Source organism: Micromonospora matsumotoense, from assembly GCF_900091525.1.
Classification (GTDB): domain Bacteria; phylum Actinomycetota; class Actinomycetes; order Mycobacteriales; family Micromonosporaceae; genus Micromonospora; species Micromonospora matsumotoensis.
On sequence record NZ_FMCU01000004.1, the window covers coordinates 16601 to 36436 of the forward strand.

21 protein-coding genes are annotated in these 19836 nt (G+C 74.2%); 12 read left to right on the forward strand and 9 right to left on the reverse strand.

Annotated features, from left to right (window positions below):
- Positions 1-135 precede the first annotated feature (135 nt).
- The 4 genes from pgi (at position 136) to GA0070216_RS10015 (ending at position 4499) form a co-directional block, all read left to right on the forward strand.
- Positions 136-1773, forward strand: coding sequence for a glucose-6-phosphate isomerase (gene pgi, locus GA0070216_RS10000; protein ID WP_091243864.1), 1638 nt, complete (start codon positions 136-138; stop codon positions 1771-1773).
- Between the two features lie 151 nt (positions 1774-1924).
- Entirely contained in the window at positions 1925-2626 is a 702-nt protein-coding gene (locus tag GA0070216_RS10005; protein WP_091242826.1) for a FadR/GntR family transcriptional regulator, read from the forward strand.
- A 197-nt stretch (positions 2627-2823) separates the two neighbouring features.
- The gene (locus tag GA0070216_RS10010; RefSeq protein WP_091242829.1) at positions 2824-3651 is read left to right on the forward strand and encodes a sterol desaturase family protein; all 828 of its coding nucleotides are present in this window, start codon (positions 2824-2826) and stop codon (positions 3649-3651) included.
- A gap of 227 nt (positions 3652-3878) precedes the next feature.
- Positions 3879-4499, forward strand: a complete 621-nt coding sequence (locus GA0070216_RS10015) for a lysoplasmalogenase (protein ID WP_091242833.1) — start codon at positions 3879-3881, stop codon at positions 4497-4499.
- Here GA0070216_RS10015 and GA0070216_RS10020 read toward each other — a convergent pair.
- From GA0070216_RS10020 to GA0070216_RS10030, 3 genes are all read right to left on the reverse strand, one after another.
- The gene (locus tag GA0070216_RS10020; protein ID WP_091242836.1) at positions 4492-5331 is read right to left on the reverse strand and encodes an ATP-grasp domain-containing protein; all 840 of its coding nucleotides are present in this window, start codon (positions 5329-5331) and stop codon (positions 4492-4494) included. The genes GA0070216_RS10015 and GA0070216_RS10020 overlap by 8 nt on opposite strands.
- Positions 5332-5638: 307 nt before the next feature.
- Positions 5639-7360, reverse strand: coding sequence for an acyl-CoA dehydrogenase family protein (locus tag GA0070216_RS10025; protein ID WP_091242840.1), 1722 nt, complete (start codon positions 7358-7360; stop codon positions 5639-5641).
- Between the two features lie 53 nt (positions 7361-7413).
- A complete protein-coding gene (locus tag GA0070216_RS10030; RefSeq protein ID WP_091242844.1) occupies positions 7414-7965 on the reverse strand; it encodes a PadR family transcriptional regulator in 552 nt (183 codons plus the stop codon).
- 202 nt (positions 7966-8167) lie between these two features.
- On the opposite strand from GA0070216_RS10030, the gene GA0070216_RS36575 reads away from it, so the two are divergent.
- Positions 8168-8386, forward strand: coding sequence for a hypothetical protein (locus GA0070216_RS36575; RefSeq protein ID WP_245722405.1), 219 nt, complete (start codon positions 8168-8170; stop codon positions 8384-8386).
- A 171-nt stretch (positions 8387-8557) separates the two neighbouring features.
- Here the strand turns inward: GA0070216_RS36575 and GA0070216_RS10040 are convergent, their stop codons facing one another.
- Positions 8558-9592, reverse strand: coding sequence for an ABC transporter substrate-binding protein (locus GA0070216_RS10040; protein ID WP_091242851.1), 1035 nt, complete (start codon positions 9590-9592; stop codon positions 8558-8560).
- A 71-nt stretch (positions 9593-9663) separates the two neighbouring features.
- Between GA0070216_RS10040 and GA0070216_RS10045 the strand changes: the two genes are divergently transcribed.
- The 3 genes from GA0070216_RS10045 to GA0070216_RS10055 are packed head-to-tail and all read left to right on the forward strand — an operon-like array spanning position 9664 to position 12636.
- Complete coding sequence (locus GA0070216_RS10045; RefSeq protein WP_218108178.1) at positions 9664-10737, forward strand: FecCD family ABC transporter permease; 1074 nt, start codon at positions 9664-9666, stop codon at positions 10735-10737.
- Positions 10734-11804: a FecCD family ABC transporter permease gene (locus tag GA0070216_RS10050; RefSeq protein WP_091242855.1), complete on the forward strand. Its 1071-nt coding sequence runs from the start codon at positions 10734-10736 to the stop codon at positions 11802-11804. The genes GA0070216_RS10045 and GA0070216_RS10050 overlap by 4 nt, the downstream gene beginning before the upstream one ends.
- A gap of 43 nt (positions 11805-11847) precedes the next feature.
- Positions 11848-12636 carry an ABC transporter ATP-binding protein gene (locus GA0070216_RS10055; protein ID WP_218108179.1) on the forward strand — a complete coding sequence of 263 codons (789 nt, stop codon included), beginning with the start codon at positions 11848-11850 and terminating at the stop codon, positions 12634-12636.
- Here the strand turns inward: GA0070216_RS10055 and GA0070216_RS10060 are convergent.
- From GA0070216_RS10060 to GA0070216_RS10070, 3 genes are read right to left on the reverse strand one after another with little or no spacing between them, the layout of a single operon-like run.
- Positions 12609-13184, reverse strand: a complete 576-nt coding sequence (locus tag GA0070216_RS10060; RefSeq protein ID WP_245722406.1) for a GerMN domain-containing protein — start codon at positions 13182-13184, stop codon at positions 12609-12611. The genes GA0070216_RS10055 and GA0070216_RS10060 overlap by 28 nt on opposite strands.
- Positions 13185-13207: 23 nt before the next feature.
- Complete coding sequence (locus GA0070216_RS10065) at positions 13208-14563, reverse strand: sensor histidine kinase (protein WP_091242864.1); 1356 nt, start codon at positions 14561-14563, stop codon at positions 13208-13210.
- Positions 14560-15246 carry a response regulator transcription factor gene (locus GA0070216_RS10070; RefSeq protein ID WP_091242866.1) on the reverse strand — a complete coding sequence of 229 codons (687 nt, stop codon included), beginning with the start codon at positions 15244-15246 and terminating at the stop codon, positions 14560-14562. Before GA0070216_RS10070 ends, GA0070216_RS10065 begins: the two co-directional genes overlap by 4 nt.
- Positions 15247-15395: 149 nt before the next feature.
- Here GA0070216_RS10070 and GA0070216_RS10075 point away from each other — a divergent pair, with 149 nt between their 5' ends.
- The 4 genes from GA0070216_RS10075 to GA0070216_RS10090 all read left to right on the forward strand — a co-directional run bounded on the left by GA0070216_RS10075 (position 15396) and on the right by GA0070216_RS10090 (position 17056).
- Complete coding sequence (locus tag GA0070216_RS10075) at positions 15396-15794, forward strand: STAS domain-containing protein (RefSeq protein ID WP_245722407.1); 399 nt, start codon at positions 15396-15398, stop codon at positions 15792-15794.
- The gene (locus tag GA0070216_RS10080) at positions 15791-16060 is read left to right on the forward strand and encodes a GlsB/YeaQ/YmgE family stress response membrane protein (protein ID WP_091242872.1); all 270 of its coding nucleotides are present in this window, start codon (positions 15791-15793) and stop codon (positions 16058-16060) included. The genes GA0070216_RS10075 and GA0070216_RS10080 overlap by 4 nt, the downstream gene beginning before the upstream one ends.
- Positions 16061-16166: 106 nt before the next feature.
- On the forward strand, positions 16167-16775 hold the full coding sequence (locus tag GA0070216_RS10085) for an STAS domain-containing protein (protein ID WP_091242876.1): 609 nt from the start codon (positions 16167-16169) through the stop codon (positions 16773-16775).
- Positions 16775-17056 carry a BON domain-containing protein gene (locus GA0070216_RS10090; RefSeq protein WP_091242880.1) on the forward strand — a complete coding sequence of 94 codons (282 nt, stop codon included), beginning with the start codon at positions 16775-16777 and terminating at the stop codon, positions 17054-17056. The genes GA0070216_RS10085 and GA0070216_RS10090 overlap by 1 nt, the downstream gene beginning before the upstream one ends.
- Before the next feature lie 62 nt (positions 17057-17118).
- Here GA0070216_RS10090 and GA0070216_RS10095 read toward each other — a convergent pair whose 3' ends face one another.
- Positions 17119-18879 carry a sulfatase-like hydrolase/transferase gene (locus GA0070216_RS10095; RefSeq protein WP_091242883.1) on the reverse strand — a complete coding sequence of 587 codons (1761 nt, stop codon included), beginning with the start codon at positions 18877-18879 and terminating at the stop codon, positions 17119-17121.
- 62 nt (positions 18880-18941) lie between these two features.
- Positions 18942-19781 (reverse strand): CDP-alcohol phosphatidyltransferase family protein, encoded by an 840-nt coding sequence (locus GA0070216_RS10100; RefSeq protein WP_091242887.1) that lies wholly within the window; start codon positions 19779-19781, stop codon positions 18942-18944.
- Positions 19782-19836 lie beyond the last annotated feature (55 nt).

Consider the following 19836-nt stretch of genomic DNA (forward strand, 5'->3'; position numbering starts at 1 on the left):
GTCGTCGGGCACGCCGGGCCGGCGGCTGCGCCGGGTCGCGTCGCGTGGCCGCGTCCCGGGTGGCAGGCTGGGACGCGAACCGTCGGCGCACCATGCGGGACGCCGACGACCGTCGTGAAGGAGAAGATCGACCCGATGGCTGCGAGTGTGACCACCACCGACGAATGGCAGGCGCTGCGCAAGCACGCCGAGACGATGCGCGGCACCCACCTGCGGGAGCTGTTCGCGGCCGACCGGCAACGGGGTGAGCGGCTCACCGGCGAGGTCGCCGACCTGCACGTCGACTACAGCAAGAACCTCGTCACCGACGAGACGATCGGGCTGCTCACCGCGCTGGCCGGGCGGGTCCGGCTGACCGACCGGATCGCCGCCATGTTCGCCGGGGAGCACATCAACTCCACCGAGGACCGGGCGGTGCTGCACACCGCGCTGCGGCTGCCGCGCGACGCCGCGCTGACCGTGGACGGTCAGGACGTGGTGGCCGACGTGCACCGGGTGCTGGACCGGATGGCCGCGTTCAGCGAGCGGGTCCGCTCCGGGCAGTGGCGCGGGCACACCGGCGAGCGGATCAGCACGGTGGTCAACATCGGCATCGGCGGCTCCGACCTCGGCCCGGTGATGGCCTACGAGGCGCTCAAGGCGTACCGGGACGCGGGGATCAGCTGCCGGTTCGTCTCTAACATCGATCCGACCGACATCCACGACAAGACCCACGACCTCGACCCGGCGACCACCCTGTTCGTGGTGGTGTCGAAGACCTTCTCCACCCAGGAGACGCTGGCCAACGCCGAGCAGGCCAAGACCTGGCTGTTGTCGGGCCTGGACGCCGACGACGACGCGGCGATCGCGAAGCACTTCGTGGCGGTGAGCACCAACGCGGGCCGGGTTGCCGACTTCGGCATCGACCCGGCGAACATGTTCGGCTTCTGGGACTGGGTGGGTGGCCGGTACTCGCTGCCGTCGGCGGTCGGGCTGTCGGTGATGCTGTCGGTCGGGCCGGACCGGTTCCGCGAGCTGCTGGCCGGCTACCACGCCGTCGACGAGCACTTCCGCACCGCGCCGGTGGAGCGGAACCTGCCGGCGCTGCTGGGGCTGCTCAACGTCTGGTACGTCGACTTCCTCGGCGCGCAGACCCACGCCGTGCTGCCCTACTCGCAGTACCTGCACCGGTTCCCGGCGTACCTGCAACAGCTCACCATGGAGAGCAACGGCAAGTCGGTGACCCTGGACGGCACGCCGGTGGACCACCCGACCGGGGAGATCTTCTGGGGCGAGCCGGGCACCAACGGCCAGCACGCCTTCTATCAGCTGATCCACCAGGGCACCCTGCTGATCCCGGCGGACTTCATCGCGTTCAGCCAGCCCAATCACGACCTGGGCGAGATGCACGACCTGTTCATGTCGAACTTCTTCGCGCAGACCGCCGCGCTGGCCTTCGGCCGGACCAAGGAGCAGGTCGAGGCGGAGGGCACGCCCGCCGACGTGGTGCCGCACCGGGTGATGCCGGGCAACCACCCGACCACCTCGATCATCGCCCCGAAGCTCACCCCGTCGACGCTGGGCCAGCTCATCGCGCTCTACGAGCACATCGTGTTCACCTGCGGCGCGGTCTGGGACATCAACCCGTTCGACCAGTGGGGGGTGGAGCTGGGCAAGGTGATGGCCAACCAGCTCGCGCCGACGCTGACCGGCGACGCGCCGGACCTGGCCGACGTCGACTCCTCCACGGCGGCGCTGATCCGCCGCTACCGCCGGGAGCGCGGCCGGGCCTGAGGTCCACGCGGCCGCTCCCGGGCACCCCGGCAACGGCCACCGTGAGGTCCGTCGGGACGGCGGCCGGGTCACCCGACCCGGCCGCCGTTTCTTTCGGTACGACTGGTCCAACCAGTTGACGGGTTGATGGGTACGCCGGCACACTGCTGCCGTGGCCTTCGTCCCCGTGCCCCGCAGCTCCGTCTCCGACCACGTCTTCGCCCAGCTCCGCGACGCCATCGTCAGCGGGCGGCACCGGCCGGGCGACCCGCTGCCCGGTGAACGCGAGCTGGCCGCCGCCTTCGCCGTCAACCGGCACGCCGTACGCGAGGCGCTGCGCCGGCTCCAACAACTCGGACTGCTGCGGGTCAGCCGGGGCGGCGTCACCCGGGTGCTGGACTGGCGGGTGCACGCCGGTCTCGACCTGGCCCTGTCCCTCGTCCAGTCCGGCGACGTGCTGCCGGTGGAGCACCTGGTCCGGGACATGCTGGAGATGCGCGCCTGCGTCGGGGTCGACGCGGCCCGGCGCTGCGCCTTCCGGGCCGGCGGGGCGGTAGGGCGGGTCGTCGTCGACACCGTGGAGCGGTTCGCCGCGCTCGCGCCCGACCTGGCCGCCATGGCCGAGGCCAACATCGCGCTGTGGCGGCACATCGTCACCGGCAGCGGCAACACCGCCTACCTGCTCTCCTTCAACAGCCTGGTGGCCGGGGCGCTGGCCGTCGGCGAGGTGCCGCCGCAGCGACGCGCGGCCGAGTTGCTGGACGTGGCCGGGCACCGCCGGCTGGCCGCCGCGATCGCCGACGGCCGGGGCGACGACGCCGCCACCGAGGCACACACCCTGCTCACCGCCTCCCTCACCGCCCCCACCGGCTGACCGCCACCCGGTTCACCCGCCAGCCGCCAGCCACTCCACCGGGCTGACCGCCGGCCCGACCAGCCGATCGTCGTCCACCCCGCCAACTGACCGCCATCCGGCCCGCCGACCCCGCTCACCCCACCCCACCCCACCCCACCGGCCCCGTCCCGGGCGTCCGTCCCCACCGCCCGCCTCCCGGAAGGCACGCCTCGCGCATGATCCCCGCCGTGCTCTACGCCGTACCGGCTTTTCTGCTGCTCATCGCCGTCGAGGCGTGGTCGTACCGGTTCGCTCCGGACGACGACGAACGCGGCTACGAGCGGCGGGACACCACCACCAGCCTCACCATGGGTGCCGGCAGCCAACTGGTCGGCTTCCCGTGGAAGCTGCTCACCATCGGTCTCTACGTCGCGCTGTGGAGCGTCGCGCCGGTGCAGCTCTCCCCCACCAGCGTCGGGACCTGGGTGCTGCTGTTCTTCGCCGACGACCTGGCCTACTACTGGTTCCACCGCACCCACCACGAGGTACGCCTGTTCTGGGCCAGCCACGTGGTGCACCACTCCAGCACGCACTTCAACCTCTCCACCGCGCTGCGGCAGAGCTGGACGCCGATGACCTCGCTGCCGTTCTGGCTGCCGCTGGCGCTGCTCGGCATCCCGCCCTGGATGATCTTCCTCCAGCAGTCGGTCAGCCTGCTCTACCAGTTCTTCCTGCACACCGAGCGGATCGACCGGCTGCCCCGACCGGTCGAGTGGGTCTTCAACACCCCGTCGCACCACCGGGTGCACCACGGCGCGAACCACGAGTACCTGGACCGCAACTACGGCGGCATCCTGATCGTCTGGGACCGGCTCTTCGGCAGCTTCGCCCCGGAACACACCCCCGTCCGGTACGGGCTGACGACGAACATCGGCACCTACAACCCGCTGCGGGTGGCCACCCACGAGTACGCCGCGATCTGGGCCGACGTCCGGCGGGCCGGCTCGTGGCGGCACCGGCTCGGTCACGTCTTCGGCCGGCCCGGCTGGCAGCCCGCCCGATGAGCCGCTCCCGACCCGACCGCCCACCCGGCCGTCCCGGGCCGTACCAGCCCGGGGACGGGTCGTCTCCGGCGGGAGTGCCGGTGCCGCCACCGCCGACCGGGGTGCCACAGCCGGCAGGTCTGCCAGAGCCAGCCGGGACGACCCAGCCGGCCCGGACGCCACAGCCTGCCGGGACGACCCAGCCGGCCCGGACGCCACAGCCCGCCCGGTCGCCACGGTCCGCCGGGGTGGCGGGACGGTGGTGGCTCGGGTTGTTCGGGCTGGTCGCCGCCGTGGAGCTGACCGGGGTCGCACTCGACTCGACAGCCATGCAGTGGGCGGCCAAGCCGCTGCTCGCCCCGCTGCTGCTCGGCTGGCTGCTCGCCGTACGCCGACGGTGGGACCCGGTGGCGACCGCGCTGGTCTGTGCGACGGCGGGTGACGTGGCGCTGCTGGTGCCCGGCACCACCGCGTTCCTGATCGGGATGGGGTGTTTCCTCGGCACCCAGGCGGCGTTCCTGGTGGCGTTCCTGCGCCGCCGGCGGCCGCCGGCGGTGGCCGTCGCCGGGTATCTGGCCCTGTGGGCGGTGGGGAACGCGCTGCTCTGGGGCCGGCTGGGCGACCTGCGGCTGCCGGTGCTCGGCTACAGCCTGGCGCTGAGCCTGATGGCCGCCGCCGGCTGGGGGGTGTCCCGGCGGGTGGCCGCCGGAGGCGCGCTGTTCCTCCTGTCCGACCTGCTGATCGGGGTGGGCGCGACCGGTGCCGAACTGCCCGGTCACGGGCTGTGGGTGATGACCACCTACCTGGCCGCGCTGCTGCTGATCACCACCGGCTGGGCCGACCGCCCACCGCCGACCGCCGTCAGGTGAGGGCGGCGATCAGGGCTTCCGGTGCCATGGTGGACGGGCGGTCGCTGACCTGGCCGTCGCCGATCTCCACCAGCCGCCACCGACCGTCGGCATGCCGTGCCAGGTCGGCGGTGACGAACGGCAGACCGAGCGCGGCCAGCACGGGGGTCAGCGGCGCGGTGTCCACCGGGGCGTCGGGAAACTCCCCGGGGGTGTCCGGGTGCGGGCCGGTGAGCACGCACCGGCCCGCGACCCACCAGGTGCGCACCTCGACACCGGACAGCGGCTCGAAGCGGCGCAGCACGAAACCACCGGTGAAGTCGTCGTCGCGCAGTTCGCGCAGCCGGGTCGCGATCCGCCAGGCGGCCTCCGCGTCGGCCAACTCGGAGACGAAGCACGCCTCGTGCCAGTGGTGCTTGGCGGACTTGGTCCAGTCGCGCAGCACGGCCGGGCCGGCGCCCAGCCCGGTGCGCACCCGGTCGAAGTCGGTCCGGTCGACGCCGACCGTCCAGCGGGACTCGGGGGTGAGCGCCGCCGACGTGGCGTACCAACCGGGCAGCTCGTGGGCGCGACGGTACTGGTCGGGGTCGGTCCGCAGGGTCACCTGCCGGGCGCCCAGCGCCGCGGCGAACGCGGCGTAGCCGGCGGCGGACAGCATCCAGCCCCGGTAGACCGCGTCGTCGGCGGCCGGCACGGCGGCGACCGCCCGCCCCGGGTCGCGGCCCGCCGCGAGCGCGTCGTGGTCGACCACCGCCACCTGATGGCCGGCCTCGCGGGCGGCCTGCGCCTCCGGCGCGAAGTGCGGGTCCGGTCGACGGGGGCGCATCGGGTCGGCGGGGACGATCAACAGCATGCCCGCATCCTCCCCCAGCCGCGCCACCCCCGGACCGCACGCCCCGGGCGGTGCAGTCCGAGGGTCGGGGTGGAGTCGATGCCGGTGGTGGCGGAGCCGGCGGCGCGTCGGTCGTGGCCGGTGCCGCGCACAGGTCCGGGTCGCGGCCGGTGCCGGTCGGTCACCGCCGGTGGGACGGATGGCGGTCAGCCGACACCGCACGGCGAAGCCGTCCTCGGTGCCCGGGCCAGTGCCGGCGCGCCGGGACTGGCCCTGCCGACGGGTCGTCGCCCGCTCGCACCCGATCACGGGACGGAGCGGGGCGGGATCAGGGGGTCATCTCGTAGCGGCCGGCGAGGGCCTCCACCCGGGACCAGACCCTGCCGGCGCGGGCCGCGTCGGCGACCGGGCGACGGATCTGGGTCAACGCCCAGGCTGCCTGGGCGTCCGTGGCGGTCGGTTTGCCGTGCAGTTCGGTGGCGTGGCCGGCGAAGTCGCGGACCAGGATGTCGAAGATCTGGTCGAGCAGGTCGGCGTCCAGCCCGGTCGCCCCGGCCTGCTCCAGGATGAGCTGGCCATAGACGACCAGCGCGAAGAGCTGCCCGAGGGCGAGCAGGAAGTCGAGGTCACCCTGCTGCTCCTCGCCCGGCGGGTGGGTGGCGAGCAACTCGCGCAACCCGTCGGCCTGGGCGGTGAACCGGGCCACGTTCGGCACCTCGGCCCGGGCGGCGTACGCGGCCCGCCAGTCGTGGAACCGGATCGCCCCCAACCCGCGCGCCGGGCCCTGCCGGAACAGGAACCCGTCGTCGGCCGGATCGTGCCGGGTGGGCACCCCGGGGAACTCGGCCGGGGCGAAGAAGTAGTTCGCCATGAACTTGAGGATCAGCGCCAGGTTGACGTGCACGGTGCCTTCGAGTTTGGGCAGCCCCCGAATGTCCCGGGCGGCCTTGTCGAAGTAGGTGTCCGCCTCGAACCCCTTGGCGGCGATGACGTCCCAGAGCAGGTCGATCACCCGCTCGCCCTCGGTGGTCACCTTCATCTTGGTCATCGGGTTGAACAGCAGGTAACGCCGGTCGTCGGGGCCGGCCGAGCGGAAGTAGTCCACCGCCCGGTCGCTGAACAGCTTCATCGCGACCAGCCGGGCGTACGCGTCGGTCAACTCCCGGCGGACGTGCGGGAAGTCGGTGACCCGCCGGCCGTAGAGCACCCGGCGGTGGGCGTGGGTGACCGCCTCGTACATGGCGTGTTCGCAGATGCCGATGCTGGCGGTGCAGAGGTTGAACTTGCCGACGTTGACCGTGTTCAACGCGGCGTCGAAGGCGGCCCGGCCGGTGTGCAGCACGTCCTGCGCGCGCACCGGGTAGTCCTCCAGCCGGAACTCACTGACGTACATCTGCGCGTTGACCACGTTGCGGACCAGCCGGTACGCCGGATGCCGGCTGTCGGCGGCGAAGAAGACGTAGCCGTCGGGCCCCTCGACGTCGGCGCGGCGGCCGAAGACCGAGACCAGGCCGGCGACGTTGCCGTTGCCGATGTAGTACTTGCCGCCGGTGGCCCGGAAGCCGTCCGCGCCGTCGGAGGTGAGCAGCATGTCGGTGGAGTAGATGTCGGCGCCGTGCGCCCGTTCGGAGAGGCCGAACGCCATCACGTGCCCGTCGTCGAGCAAGGCCGCCGCACGGGTCCGGGCGGTGGCGTTGTCGCTCTGCCAGACCGGGCCGAGGCCGAGGACGGTGACCTGCCAGGTGTACCAGTAGCCGAGACCGTAGAAGCCGAGCACCTCGCTGAGCGCGGCGTTGCGCGCGGTGTCCCAGCGTTTGGCCGGGTCGCCGCCACCGTCGGCGGCCGGGGTGCAGAACGCCGCGAACAGCCCCTGCTTGGCGACGAAGTCCAGGAAGTCGGCGTACCAGGTGTGGTCGTTGTAGCTGTCGACCAGCGCCTTCTTGCCGCGCTGCTCGAAGAAGTCGACAGTGGCCCGCAACAGCCGGCGGGACTCCTCGTCCAGATGGTCGGGGTCGTAGCGGTGCGGGTCGAGCAGCAGGTTGTCGGCCATCGCGAGGTGGTCCCTTCTCCGGAGGTGGTCAGCGGTCCGCGCGCGCGGGTGGGTCAGTGGTCCAGACCGCGCAGGGTGGCCAGGACGTCGTCCAGCCAGGCCAGCACCATCCGCTCGTACGCGATGCCGCCGCGCAGCACGACGTGCTGGAGGGCGGCGCGGTCGTCGGCGGGGACGGTCCCGGGGAAGTCGCGGCGCTCGCCGGCCAGGTAACGGGCGAGCACCGCCTCGTGGTCGGCGCGGTACCGCGCGACCTCGACGAGCAGGGCGACCTGGCCGGCCCGGTCGGTGAAGGCGGCCCCCCGGACCTTGACGGCGAGTTCGTGGCGCACCGCCTCCGGCTGGACCTCCTCACGGAGCCAGTCGGTGAGCACGGCCCGGCCGGGGTCGGTGACCGACCAGCGTCGTTTGTCGGGCCGGCCGCGCTGGTCGACCTGTTCGGCGGTGATCCAGCCGTCCGCCCCCATCCGCCCGAGCACCCGGTAGATCTGCTGGTGGGTGGCGGTCCAGAAGCGACCGATGGAGCGGTCGAAGCGGTGCGCCAGCTCGTAGCCGGAGCCCGGCTGCTCCAGCAGCGAGACGAGGATCGCGTGTTCGAGCGCCATGCCGGCATCCTGCTATGCAACGAGTTGCACAGCAAGGGAGGAGTGGTGATCCCCACCAAGGTCGCTTGGTTTTGCCCCCCGGCCCGGTGGAGACTCTTCTTCGGTACCGACAAAGGGGGAGACCATGCCCGACACCGACCGCCCACAGCGACATACCCGAGCCACCGTGCCTGCCGGGGTGACCGATCCACTCCTGTGGCGAATGGCTCTCGATGTGATCGACGCGCACCATCCCGACCAGGGCGGGCGTTGCGACAACCTGCTCTGCGAACACCAGGAGTGGCCCTGCGACGCCGCCCGCAACGCCCACCGGGCGCTGACCATGGCCGGCGACGTGACGACCGTCGTCGACGACCGACGCACCGTACGGGAGCAGCCCGGTCGACCCACGCGGCGCGCGCGTACCGTCGAAGCGGCCTGAACCGGCCTCGTCGTCCCCCTCACCCCCGGCGGCTGGCGCACCGGAGCGGCGAGGCGGAGATCGGCGACACCCGACCGACGAACAGCGGTGCGGTGACACCCGGTGGCCGGCGGTGGGGTCCACACCCGGACACCCCCGCCTGCCACCGGGTCACGCCGGTCGGCGTCGGCGTCAGCCGAGGCGCTTGGCGGAGCGGATCGCGGTGGCCAGGTTCTCCAGCAGCGGGGCCGCGCCCGCGTACGAGAAGCGGGGCACCGCGTCCCACGGGGTCACCTGGTTGGCCCTGACGGCCGGCAGCTGCGCCCAGGTGGGCTTGGCCGCGAGGTCCTTGGGCTGCAGGGCGGTGGAACGGTTGTCGAGCAGGATCAGGTCGGCCGGGAACCTGCCGGCGTTCTCCCAGCTCAGCGCCTCGAAGTAGTCGCCGGCCTCCAGCTTGGTCGGCAGCACGATCTCCACACCCAGCTCGGCGAAGTACATCAGGTCGGTGCTGACCTTGGGGTTGGAGACGTAGAACAGGTCGGGGCTGCCCGAGGAGGCCATCACCCGGATGCCCGGGTTGGCCTTGACCGCCGCCCGCACCTGCTCGGCGGCGGCCTCGAAGCGGGCCTTGGCGTCGGTGACCTTCGTGGCCGACAGGTCCGCGCCGAGCGAGCGGGCCAGCTCGGCGTAGCGCTCGATCGGGCGGGTCATCGGGGTCCGCGCGGTAGCGATCGCCACGCTCGGCGCGAGCTTGAGGATCTTGTCGCGGCTCTCGTCCGGGACGTACCAGAGGGCGTCCGGGTCGTACATGTGGGTGACCAGCAGCTCGGGGCGCAGCGCGGCGTACTTCTCCACGTTGAACTCGCCCCAGACGTTGCCCAGCACGGTGACCTGGTCGACGTCGAGGTCACCGGCCTGCGGCTCACGGGAGCCGTCGGTCCGGGTGGTCTCGCCGAACACGCCGACCAGCGGGGAGTCGAGTCCGAAGTCGACGAGCGCGGCGGCCACCCCGGTGAAGGCGACCACCCGGGTCGGCGCGGTGGGCGCGTCGACCTTGCGCTGCCGGTCGTCGGTGAAGCTCCACGGGCCGGCGGCTCCGCCGGCGGCGGGCTTCGCCGGGTCGTCGCCCCCGCCGCAGGCGGCGAGGAGGGCGGTCAGGGCCGCGCCGCCGCCGGCGGCGAGCAGACCCCGGCGGGAGAGTCGGGGTGCGGACGAGAAAGGCAACATGTGACGTCTTTCGATCAGGCCCGGACCGCGACGGTCCGCGACGGCACAATTACGGTAACCAACCTGAACCGCTGCCAACAGCCGCCGCGCGCCGCTCTCCCCTCCTGGAGCCGACCCTGTCCGCCACCCTCGCCCCACCCGCCACCCCGCCGGGGGCGGCGCCGAACCGCCGGCGCACCGGCGTCCGGGCCGTCGGGCTCGGCACGGGCCTGCTGCTGCTCGTCGCGGTGGCGGTGCTCAGCATCGCCGTCGGCGCGAAACAGCTCACCCTCGTCGAGGTGTGGCACGGCCTGATCTCCACCACCTCCCCCGAGCACGCGGTGGTGCGGCAGATGCGGCTGCCCCGTACCCTGCTCGGCCTGCTCGCCGGTGCCGCCCTCGGAGTGGCCGGCGCCCTCATGCAGGCGCTCACCCGCAACCCGCTCGCCGACCCCGGCCTGCTCGGCATCAACGCCGGCGCGTCCGCCGCCGTGGCCACCGCCACCGCGCTGCTCGGCGTCGCCACGGTGCGGGGGTGGATCTGGTTCGCCCTGCTCGGGGCGGTGGTCGTCACGGTGGCGGTACACGCGGTCGGCGGCGGTCGGCAGGCCACCCCGGAACGGCTGGCGCTGGCCGGGGCCGCCCTCAACGCGGTGCTCTACTCGTACGTCAGCGCGGTGATGCTGCTCGACGCGGCTTCGCTGGACCGGCTGCGGTTCTGGACCGTCGGCTCGCTGGCCACCGCCGACTTCACCACCGTCGCCACGGTGGCCCCGTTCATCCTGGGCGGCCTGCTGGTCGGGCTGGCCGGGGCCCGTCCGCTCAACGCCCTGGCCCTCGGCGACGACGCGGCCCGCGCACTCGGCGCCCGCCCCGCCCTGGTCCGGGCCGGCACCGTCACCGCGGTCACCCTGCTCTGCGGCGCGGCCACCGCCGCCTGCGGCCCGATCGTCTTCGTCGGCCTGCTCGTCCCCCACCTGGTACGCGCGCTGACCGGCCCTGACCTGCGCTGGTTGCTGCCCTACTCGGCGGTGCTCGCCCCGGTGCTGCTGCTCGGCGCCGACGTGCTCGGCCGGGTCCTCGGCCGACCCGGGGAACTCCAGGTCGGCCTGGTCACCGCCGTGCTCGGCGGGCCGCTGTTCCTGCGTCTGGTGGCCCGCCGATGAAGCTCACCCGGCCGGTCGACCCGTCCCCCCGCACCCGCCCGGCGGCGCGGGTGCTCCGGTGCGGGGGACGCTCGGTGCGCTGGCGGGGCCGGTCCCTGGTGGTCGGACTCGGGGCCACCGCCCTGGCCGTCGTCCTCGGGGTGCTCGCGATCGGCGGCGGCGACTACCCGATGAGCCCCGCCGACGTGCTGCGTACCCTCACCGGCGGCGGCAGCCCCGCCGAGGACTTCATCGTCGGCGAGCTGCGACTGCCCCGGCTGGTGACCGCGCTCGCTGTCGGCGCCGCCCTGGCACTGTCCGGCGCGATCCTCCAGTCGCTGGTACGCAATCCGCTGGGCAGCCCCGACGTGCTCGGCGTCACCCAGGGCGCGGCGACCGGCGCGCTGATCGTGGTGGTGGCCGGGGGCGGCACCCTGCTGCTCTCCGGCGCGGCGCTGCTCGGCGGACTCGCCACCGGCCTGCTGCTGTGGGCGGTGGTCGGCCGGCACGGCCTGCACGGTTACCGGCTGGTGCTGGTCGGCATCGGCACCACGGCGATCCTGACCGGCGTCAACGGTTGGCTGCTCACCCGGGCCCCACTGATGGACGCGGCCCGGGCCGTGCTCTGGCTCACCGGCAGCCTCGACGGGCGGGGCGGGGCGCAGGCCGTCCCGCTGCTCGGCCTGCTGGCGCTGCTGACGCCGGTGGTGGTCGGGACCGCCCGGGCGTTGTCCCTGATCGAGCTGGGTGACGACACCGCCACCGCGCTCGGCGTGCCGGTGTCCCTGGTCCGGCAACTGCTGCTCGGGGCGGCGGTGCTGCTCGCCGCCGGGGCGGCCGCCGCCGCCGGTCCGGTCTCGTTCGTCGCCCTGGTCGCGCCGCACCTGGCCCGCCGGCTCACCCGGGCACCCGGCCCGAACCTGGCCGCCGCCGCCGGGACCGGGGCGGTGCTGCTGCTCGCCGCCGACCTGGCCGCGCAGCGGGCGATCGACGGTCACCAGCTCCCCGTCGGGGTGGTCACCGGGCTGATCGGCGGGGCCTACCTGGTGTGGTTGCTCGCCGCGCGACGACGCGCGGCCCGGATCTGAGGAGGACGCGGTGACCCAGGAGAGTCGGCTGGGCGGGGTCGGGCTGACCCTGGCCTACGATCGGCGGGTGGTGGCCCGGGACCTGTCGGTGGCCGTGCCCGACCGGTCGTTCACGGTGGTGATCGGCCCCAACGCGTGCGGCAAGTCCACCCTGCTGCGTGCCCTGGCCCGGACGCTGCGGCCGGCCGCCGGCACGGTGCTGCTCGACGGCCGGGACATCCACTCGCTGCGCTCGCGGGAGGTGGCCCGCACCCTCGGTCTGCTGCCCCAGTCGTCGGTCGCGCCGGAGGGCATCACCGTGGCCGACCTGGTGGCCCGGGGCCGCTACCCGCACCAGGGCCTGCTGCGCCAATGGTCCACCGAGGACGAGCGGGTGGTCACCGGGTCGATGGCCGCCACCGGCGTCGGTGAGCTGGCCGACCGGCCCGTCGACGAACTCTCCGGCGGGCAGCGGCAGCGGGTCTGGATCGCGATGGCGCTGGCCCAGCAGACCTCTCTGCTGCTGCTCGACGAACCGACCACCTACCTCGACGTCGCGCACCAGATCGAGGTGCTCGACCTGTGCGCCCGGCTGCACGAGGAGCAGGGCCGCACCCTGGTCGCGGTGCTGCACGACCTGCACCACGCGGCCCGGTACGCCACCCACCTGATCGCCATGCGCGACGGCCGGGTGGTGGCCCAGGGAGACCCGCGCGAGGTGGTCACCGCCGCGCTCGTCGAGGAGGTGTTCGGGCTGCCCTGCCGGATCGTCGAGGACCCGGAGACCGGCACCCCGCTGGTCGTGCCCCGGGCCCGGCGTGGCCGTCAGTCCGGGCCGGTGACCGCCGGATAGTCGGCGGCGGTCAACGGGCCCGACGACAGCGAACCGTCGGCCCGGGGCACCTCCAGCGGTCGGCCCCGCAGCAGGAACGACACCCCGGCGACGTCCGCACGGCTGTCCAGGGTGCAGACGATCTGACCGTAGGCCAGCACCTCGTCGCTGCGACCGGACTCCTCCCCCAGCGGCTCCACCTCCACCTGGGCCCGCCCGTCGACCAGCCTGGCCCCCAGCACGTGCACCGCACCGGGCAGGGCGGTGCCGAAGCCGGCCACCCGCTCGGCGTTGTCGGGGCCGGCCAGCAGCCGACGCAGGTGCCCGTCCGCCCCACCGGCCGCGTCGACCTGCCGGAGCACCCGGACCAGTCGGCCGGCCCGGACCAGGCAGAACGCCTGTTCCACCCGGCCCGGGACGCTGCTCGCCGCCGGAGCGGCCGGCGGCCCGAACGGCGGCTCGACGGCCCTGGGCTGTTCGTCGGCCGGCACCCCGCAGCCGGCGAGCAGCAGCAGGGCCACCACCGGCGGTAGCAGCCACCGCCCCGACGACGACACCCGCCGGGTCACGGCCGGGGAACGCCGCCGCCGGGTCACGGCCGGGCCCCCGGCAACTCCACCCGGAACCGGGCGCCGCCGCCGGGCCGGTCGCTGACCGAGGCCCGGCCGCCGTGGGCGGCGGCGTGCTGGGCGACCAGCGCCAACCCGAGCCCGGTGCCGTCCCCGCCGGCCCGGTCGTGCGCGGCCCGCCCCCGTACGAACCGGTCGAAGACCACCTCCCGGTCGGCCACCGGCACCCCCGGACCCTCGTCGTCGACCTCCACCACCCCGACCCCGTCGGAGACCCACAACCGCACCGCGACCGGGCCACCGCCGTAGCGGACCGCGTTGTCCAACAGATTGACCAGCACCTGCTCCACCCGCCGGGGGTCCACCGACCAGCGCCCCGGCGCGGGAGGGCCGCCACCGACCAGCGACTCGGGCAGCCCCCGCCCCCGGCACGCCCCCCGGGCCAGCGCCACCACGTCGACGTCCTCCCGCTGCACCGGCCGGTCGCTGCGGGCCAGCTCGATCAGGTCGTTGACCAACCGCTGGAACCGGGAGATCTCCTCGCTGACCAGGCCGGCGGCGGTGGCCGTCCGGTCGTCCAGCCCGTCGCGACGCCGGGACAACACGCTGGCCGCCGCCGACAGCGTCTGCAGGGGCGAGCGCAGCTCGTGGGCGACGTCGGCGGCGAACCGGCGGTCCCGTTCGATGCGTACCGCCACCTCGTCGGCCATCCGGTTGAACGAGGTGGAGAGCCGGGCCAGGTCCGGGTCGGTGCCCGGAGCGAGCCGGGCGGTGACGTCCCCCGCCGCGATCTTCTCCGCCGCGTCGGCCACCGCCGTCAACGGGCGCAACCCGTGCCGGGTGGCGTACCAGCCCAACGCCGCGCCGGAGCCGGCCACGGTGACCGCCACCACGGTCAGCGCCAACGCCAGCACCTGGAACGTCTGCTCCAACTCCCGCAGCGAGGTGATCTCGTAGTAGCCGGTGGAGTCGGCCAGTGGCACCCCGACCAGCAGCGCGGGCTGCCCGTCGACCCGGACCCGCTGCACCGCCGGCTCACCGTCGGCGACCATCGCCAGCAGCGCCGCCGGCACCGCGCCGGACGGGCCCTCGTCGGCGGTCCGGGCGTACCAGCGGCCGTCGCGGTGCACCAGCGCCCGGCGGGTGCCACCGGTGTCCAGGGTGCGCAGCACCTCGTAGACGTCCGGGGTGTCGGTGTCCAGGCCGGCCCGGACCACCGCCGCGTCGAAGTACGCCGCCCGCAGCGCGGTCCGCTCCCGCTCGTCGAGCAGCGAGCGGCGCACCAGCTCGTACGAGATCAGCGCCATCAGCGCCGACAGCAGCAGCGCCCCGATCGCGAAGGCGGCGGTGACCCGGGCCCGCAGGCCGAGACGCCTCATCGTTGCAGCTTGTAGCCGAGGCCCCGCAGGGTCACCAGGTGCCGGGGGTTGGCCGGATCGGCCTCGATCTTCTGCCGCAGCCTTCCCACGTGCACGTCGACCAGCCGCTCGTCGCCGGTCTCGTAGCCCCACACCCGGCTGAGCAGTTGCTGCCGGGACAGCACCCGGCCGGCGTGCTCGGCCAGCTCGCAGAGCAACCGGAACTCGGTGCGGGTCACCGGCACCGGCTGGCCGGCCCGGCGTACCTCGCCGGCCTCCGGGCTGATCTCCAACGGGCCGAACGCCAGCACCGGCACCGCCGCCGAGGACACCGACGCGGCCGTACGACCGCGCCGGCGCAGCGCCCGCAGCCGGGCCGAGAGTTCCTTGATGGCGACCGGCTTCACCAGGTAGTCGTCCGCGCCCGCCTCCAGCGCGGCGACGATGTCGTGGGTGTCGTCGCGGGCGCTGACCACCACGATCGGCACGTCGTCGTCGCGGCGCAGTTGCCGGATGCACTCGAAGCCGTCGAGGCCGGGCAGCATCAGGTCCACCAGCACGTAGTCCGCGGCCTCCTGCCGCTGGGTCCGCAGCCCCTCCTCCGCCGTGGCCGCCCCGCGCGCCAGGTAGCCCTCGTCCTCCAGGGCCAGCAGCAGCGCCAGGCGAATCCGGTCGTCGTCCTCGATCACCAGTACGCCCGCCATCGGGAAATCGTGCCCGGTGCGCGCCGACGATGACGAACCGGCTGCGGTGTCCGCGAAATTTGTCACGCAACTGACATACGTTCGCGCGGCGCTCGCCAACCCCGGCTCGCAGGCTGGGGTCCGGACAGCGAGCCGGAAGGAGGCCGATCGTGGGAGCATCCCGCCCGGAGTGCACCGTACCGCTGGTGGAAGTGTGCGTCACCGACGACCTGGACCTGGCCGCGCTGGCCCGGTCCCGGCAGGTCTTCGACCGGCTCGTCGCGCTGTGCCCGGCGCACGTGGTGGTGGACCTCTCCGAATGCCGGCACCTCGACGCCGCCGCCGTCGGGCTGCTGCTCGACGTGCACCGGCAACTGGCCCGCCACGGCGGCGTGCTGACCCTGCGGGACCCCAGCCCCCGCGCGTTGCGCGTGCTGAGCGCCGCCCGGGTGTCCCGGGTGCTGCCCATGGTCACCACCCCCAGGGCTCTGCCGGTGGACGGCGGGCTGGTCCCTGCCGCCGTCCACCGGCAGCCCACCCTGCCCCGGGTCCGGGAGCACAGCCGATGAGCGTGCCGGGCATCATCGCCGCCGTCGTCGTCGGGCTCGTGATCGGCGCGCTGGGTCGGCTCATCGTCCCCGGCCGCACGCAGATCCCGGTCTGGCTCACCCTCGCCGTCGGTCTGGTCGCCGCACTGCTCGGCACCATCCTGAGCCGGCTGGTCGGCATCGACAGCGACGGCTACACCCTGCGGCAGCTGATCGTGCAGGTCGGCCTGGCCGGGGTCGCCGTGGCGCTGGTCGTCGGCACCGCCGGCGGCCGCACCGAGACCTGACCCACCGGATCCGGCCGTGGTCCGGCGCACGGGGTGTCCGGTCGACCACCGCGCGCCGGGCCACGACCGCCGGGCCCGCCGGCTTCGCTCCCGAAGGAGGAGACCGATGACCGTCGTACCGGACGAGACGATGATGACGCTGATCTGTGACAGCTGCGGGACGGTGGCGAGCGGCCCGGCCTGCGTCCTGCCCGACGCCGAGGTGGTCTGGACGTTCGTCGCCGAGCAGGGCTGGACCGGTTCGCCGTTCGCCACCGGCCCGCACCGCTGCCCCCGCTGCGAACTGGTCCCCGGACCGGCCCCGGTGCCGGCCCGCGCGCCACGCCGCGCCGACACCCTCGGTGTGCTCGGCGTCGAACACCTGGACGAGGTGGCGATCGTCACCGCCGCCGGTGACCTGGACATCGCCACCGGCGACGACCTGCACGGCGCGTTGTCGGAGGCGGTCGACGCCGACCGGCACGTGGTGGTCGACCTGGTCCGGGTGCACCTGATCGACTCCACCGCCCTCGGAGTGCTGGTCCGGGCCCGGCAGGACGCCCGGCAACGCGGCCGGCGACTCAGCCTCGCCGGGCCGTCCCGGTACGTCCGCACTGTGCTGCACACCATGCGGCTCGACCGGGTCTTCCCGGTCTTCGACAACCGCCGGGACGCGGTGGACTGGTGCCGGGCCGGCACGGCCGACCGGCCCCGGGAGAGGAGTGCGGCACGGTGATGCCGTGGCCGCTCCCCGACGACAGCTGGTTCCGCCCCGAGCCCGAGCCGCCCGGCCCGCCCGGCGACGACGTCCGGCTGGCCGCCGAGGTGGCGTACCGGATCGTGGGCGGGGTGGGTCTGCGGGCCCGACGGATCACGGTCACCGCACAGAACCGGGTGGTGATCCTCGGTGGCGTCGTCCCCGACGTCGAGGCCCGCAAGCTCGCCGGTGAGGTCGCCTGGCGGGTGCCCGGCGTGGCCGACGTCTGCAACGCGCTGCGGCTGTCCGCGAAGCGCTGATCCCCGGCGTCAGCGACACCGGGGACCGGCGGGACGCAAGGTCGGCAGCAGGACGCCGGGGGTCAGCGCGGCGCGGCGACGTGGGCCGGCGGCTGCGGACCGAACGCGGTGAGGAACCGGTCCCGGAAGGTGTCCATCGGCCACACCGGCGCGTCCGGGCCGGGGCGCAGCCCCTCCTGCCAGCCCCAGCCGCCCACCCGGGCCAGCACCGCCGGATCGCGGGCGACCACGGTGATCGGCACGTCCCGGCTGGCGTTCGGCCCGGTGACCAGCGGGGACGGTTGGTGGTCACCGAGGAAGACCAGCACCAGGTCGTCGTCGCCGTACGTCTGGACGTAGGAGATCAGGCTGTTCAGCGAGTACTCGATCGACCGGCGGTAACCGGTGCGCACCTCGGTGGTGCTCCGTCCCACCACGTCCTTCGGGTTGAACGCCACCGACGTCGGCCGACGATAGATCGCACCGTCCCCGACGTGCTCCCAGTCGAGCATCCGGGGGATCGCCGCCCACGGGGAGTGGCTGGAGATGAGCGGGATCTGCGCCATGACCGGGGCGTGGCCGGGGGTGGCCCGCTCCCGACGCTGGAAGGTGGACAGGGTGTACTGGTCGGGCATCGGCGCGTAGCTGAACTGCGGGCCCCGGTAGTCCAGCCCGGCCGCGTCGTAGTAGCGGTCGTAGCCGAAGAACGCCCCCTCCGGCCAGGGCGAGGTGGCCGCCGGTATCACCCCGACCGTCTGCCAGCCGGCCCGGCGGAACGTCCCGTTGAGGGTCAGCCGGTCGCTGGCCAGCAGGCTGTCGTGCCGTTGCTGGTTGTCGATCCACAGCCCGGACAGCAGGGTGTCGTGGGCCAGCCAACTCCCCCCGCCGGCGGTGGGCGAGGTCAGGAAACCGCTGCGGGCGGTGAACCCGGCGGCAGCCAGTCGCTTGGTGCCGCCGTCGAGCACCGCACCGACCTGCCCGGCGAACTCCGGGTCCTCGACCGCGTCCCGGCCGTAGCTCTCCACGAAGGCCAGCACCACGTCCTTGCCGCGCAGCGCGGTGAGCAACTGGTCGCCGGGGGTGTCGCGGAAAGCGTCCTGGGCGACCTGGGCGGCGAACTCCCGCCGGTCCCGCAACCCCGCGCCGACCTGGCCGACGTGCTGCCCGACCAGGGTCGCCGTACCGGAGTCGGCGACCGGGACGCCGAGTGTCGCGGCGGCCACCCAGAGGGCGGTGAGGCCGGCGACCACCCGGGTGGCGGCCCGGTGGTGCCCGACCGCCACCCGGGTCAGCCGCAACACCGACCGGGTGGTGAGCACCAGCAGGGCGACCACCAGGACGACCAGCCCGACGGCGGCGGCGACCGCGCCGCCGGTGCCCACCGAGTCGGCGACGAAGGCGTAGCCGTCGTCCAGCAGCACCCAGTCGAGGACCAGGTCGAACGGGCGGGCGAAGCTGGCCGACATGCCGAGGTCGAGCACCTTGACGACGGCGACCAGCCCCAGCGCCGCCCCGACCGGCACCGCGACCAGCCGACGCGCCCGGCCGGGCAGCGCCAGCAGCAGGGCGGCGGCGACCAGGCCCTCGATCGGCACCCGCAGGAACGCGACCGGGGTCACCAGGTCGAGCCGGTCCGGTGCGGTCAGCACCACCAGGATCAGCAGGGCGGCCAGCACGGTGGTCACCCGGGCCGCGACGGTCCGCCACCGGGCCCGCCCCGGCGTCGGCGCGGTGTCGTCCGTCGGGGTCGGCGTGCCGCCGGTGGACTGGGCGGGCAGGTCGGCCGGGGTCGCGGCCTCCCCGGCTGCCGTGCTCGGGCGACGCAGACGTGACAACAACGACACTCCGGAAGATCCTTCCTGGGGAGGGCCCCGGCGGCAGGGCCGGGGAGGGTCGACGGTCCGGCTCAGACCGGCTGGTGGGCGACGAACGGCCGGTCGGTGACGGCTTCCACCCGGGGCCGCACCGATGGTACGGACGGCAGCACCACGACCGACGGCACCAGCGGGACGGAGATCGACGTGGCGGGCGTCGGCGCGGCGGGCCGGGCGGGCCGGGTCGACCGGTGCCACCAGAGCCAGCCCACGTCGTGACCGAACGACTCGACCAGCAGCGCCAGCGCCACCGCGGCCAGCACGGCCGTCACCGGCCGGACCAGCAGGTCGGCGGCGACCACGAGCAGCAGCACGCCCTGTGCGGCGGCGACCACCTTGCGCCAGAAGCGCGGCGGCAACGAGCCCCGCATCCAGGGCAGCAGCCAACCGGCGGCGACGAAGGCGTAGCGCAGGCCACCGATGGCGAGCACCCACGGACCCACCGCCGGTGCCACCTGGACGCTGAGCACCAGGATGAGGAACGCGTCGACCTCCATGTCGAAGCGGGCGCCGAGCGCGCTGACCGTGCGGGTGCGCCGGGCCACCCAGCCGTCCACCGCGTCCAGCGCCAGCGCCACCGCGGTCATCGGCACCAGCACCCCCAGCGGGGCCGAGCCGTCCAGGCCGGAGACGACCAGGGCGGTCACCCCGCCGACCAGCACCCCCCGGGCCAGCGTCACCTGGTCCGCCGGCCCGAGCCGGTCGGCGTCGCGACGACGCAGGCCACGCCGCAGCGCGACGCAGGTGACCACGCCGTACGCGAGGCCGGCCAGCCAACCGGCGACGTCGAGCCCGACGGTCACGGCCAGCCCGGCCAGCAGGACTGTCTGTACGGTCAGGCCGAGCACCGGACCGGTTCGAACCCTGGACACCCTGCCTCCGTGTTTATGATCGACGACCTCGGTAGTGGGTACGCAGAACGCCGTC

What these genes read in the sequence shown, in the direction of transcription:
- GA0070216_RS10010 (WP_091242829.1), top strand. Translation starts at nt 2,824, where the DNA reads ATGATCCCCGCCGTGCTCTACGCCGTACCGGCTTTTCTGCTGCTCATC.
- GA0070216_RS10065 (WP_091242864.1), bottom strand. Translation starts at nt 14,563, where the DNA reads ATGAGGCGTCTCGGCCTGCGGGCCCGGGTCACCGCCGCCTTCGCGATC.
- GA0070216_RS10040 (WP_091242851.1), bottom strand. Translation starts at nt 9,592, where the DNA reads ATGTTGCCTTTCTCGTCCGCACCCCGACTCTCCCGCCGGGGTCTGCTC.
- GA0070216_RS10025 (WP_091242840.1), bottom strand. Translation starts at nt 7,360, where the DNA reads ATGGCCGACAACCTGCTGCTCGACCCGCACCGCTACGACCCCGACCAT.
- GA0070216_RS10050 (WP_091242855.1), top strand. Translation starts at nt 10,734, where the DNA reads ATGAAGCTCACCCGGCCGGTCGACCCGTCCCCCCGCACCCGCCCGGCG.
- GA0070216_RS10085 (WP_091242876.1), top strand. Translation starts at nt 16,167, where the DNA reads ATGACCGTCGTACCGGACGAGACGATGATGACGCTGATCTGTGACAGC.
- GA0070216_RS10090 (WP_091242880.1), top strand. Translation starts at nt 16,775, where the DNA reads ATGCCGTGGCCGCTCCCCGACGACAGCTGGTTCCGCCCCGAGCCCGAG.
- GA0070216_RS36575 (WP_245722405.1), top strand. Translation starts at nt 8,168, where the DNA reads ATGGCTCTCGATGTGATCGACGCGCACCATCCCGACCAGGGCGGGCGT.
- GA0070216_RS10080 (WP_091242872.1), top strand. Translation starts at nt 15,791, where the DNA reads ATGAGCGTGCCGGGCATCATCGCCGCCGTCGTCGTCGGGCTCGTGATC.
- GA0070216_RS10070 (WP_091242866.1), bottom strand. Translation starts at nt 15,246, where the DNA reads ATGGCGGGCGTACTGGTGATCGAGGACGACGACCGGATTCGCCTGGCG.
- GA0070216_RS10020 (WP_091242836.1), bottom strand. Translation starts at nt 5,331, where the DNA reads ATGCTGTTGATCGTCCCCGCCGACCCGATGCGCCCCCGTCGACCGGAC.
- GA0070216_RS10030 (WP_091242844.1), bottom strand. Translation starts at nt 7,965, where the DNA reads ATGGCGCTCGAACACGCGATCCTCGTCTCGCTGCTGGAGCAGCCGGGC.
- pgi (WP_091243864.1), top strand. Translation starts at nt 136, where the DNA reads ATGGCTGCGAGTGTGACCACCACCGACGAATGGCAGGCGCTGCGCAAG.